Origin of the sequence: Kitasatospora sp. NPDC101801, from assembly GCF_044766665.1 — a bacterium.
Lineage (GTDB): Bacteria > Actinomycetota > Actinomycetes > Streptomycetales > Streptomycetaceae > Kitasatospora.
In genome coordinates this window covers 1-1,277 of sequence record NZ_JBIWML010000110.1, presented here as the reverse complement: position 1 = coordinate 1,277, position 1,277 = coordinate 1, and the positions used below count along the sequence as shown (strand labels likewise).

Sequence of the window (1,277 nt, the reverse complement as noted above, 5' to 3'; positions counted from 1 at the left end):
TGAAGCTTCCCCGTGGACCTGGACACCTGGAGACTGGGACGTGAGGTTCCAGAGGAAGTAGAGCCAGGTGAGCAACAAGCAGGGCAAGCGGTACTCGCAGGAGTTTAAGCGGGACGCGGTGGCGTTGGCCCGTTCCTCCAGCAAGACGGTCACGGAGGTGGCGCGGGACCTGGGTGTGAGCCCGGAGGGCCTGCGGAGCTGGGTCAAGCAGGACCGGGCCGACCGTGGTGAGAGCGCTCCGGGTGAGCTGACCAGTGCCGAGCACGAGGAGCTGCGGCGCCTGCGCCGGCAGAACCTCGAACAGCAGAGGACCATCGAGGTCCTGAAAAAAGCGACGGCCTTCTTCGCGCGGGAGAGCGACCGGTGAGCGAGGTCTACCGGTTCATCGCTGCGGAGAAGGCCACCTACCCGGTCACCCTGCTCTGCCGGGTCCTCGGCGTGCCCCGGTCCTCCTTCTACGCCTGGGCCGGCGGCCAGCCGGCCCGCCGCGAACGGGCGCGGGCCGATGCCGCTCTCACGCATGAGATCACGGTGGTCCACCTCGCTTCCAGGGGCGCCTACGGAGTTCCGCGCGTGCACGCCGAACTGCGGCGCCAGGGCCACGCGGTGAACCACAAACGGGTGGAGCGGCTGATGCGCGAACACGGCATCAGCGGGGTCACCCGCCGCCGGCGCCGCTCGCTGACCCGACCTGACCAGCAGGCCCGTCCCGCACCCGACCTGATCGACCGCAACTTCACCGCGGGCCGGCCCGGAACGCGTCTGGTCGGCGACATCACGTACCTGCCCACCGACCAGGGCTGGCTCTACCTCGCCTGCTGGCTGGACCTGGCCACCCGCGAGGTTGTCGGCTGGTCGATGGCCGACCACCACCGCGCAGACCTGGTCGTCGATGCCCTGCACATGGCCCACGGGAGAGGCCGCCTGGAGCCAGGATGCATTGCGCACAGCGACCGCGGCAGCGAATACACCTCCACCCAATTCCGTTCTGCAATAGCCGAGTTGGGAATGCGATCCAGCACCGGTCGCACCGGATCCTGCTACGACAACGCCGCGGCCGAGAGCTTCTGGGCGGTGTTGAAAGCCGAAATCGGCACCCGGACCTGGCCCGACCGGGCCACCGCACGCGCCGACGTCTTCAACTTCATCGAGACCTTCTACAACCGCCGACGACTACGCAAACACCCCAGCTGGGGCTACCTCACCCCACACGAAACCCGACAACGACACACCCTCGCAGCATAAGAACGAGTGTCCAGGATCACGGGGGAACTTCA

The 1,277-nt window shown here is 67.7% G+C and carries 2 protein-coding genes; both read left to right on the top strand.

Annotated elements, in window-relative coordinates; genetic code table 11:
* The first annotated feature begins 67 nt into the window (after positions 1-67).
* A complete protein-coding gene (locus ACIRPK_RS36935) occupies positions 68-367 on the top strand; it encodes a transposase (protein ID WP_403047350.1) in 300 nt (99 codons plus the stop codon).
* A complete protein-coding gene (locus ACIRPK_RS36930) occupies positions 364-1,245 on the top strand; it encodes an IS3 family transposase (RefSeq protein ID WP_403047347.1) in 882 nt (293 codons plus the stop codon). Before ACIRPK_RS36935 ends, ACIRPK_RS36930 begins: the two co-directional genes overlap by 4 nt.
* Positions 1,246-1,277 lie beyond the last annotated feature (32 nt).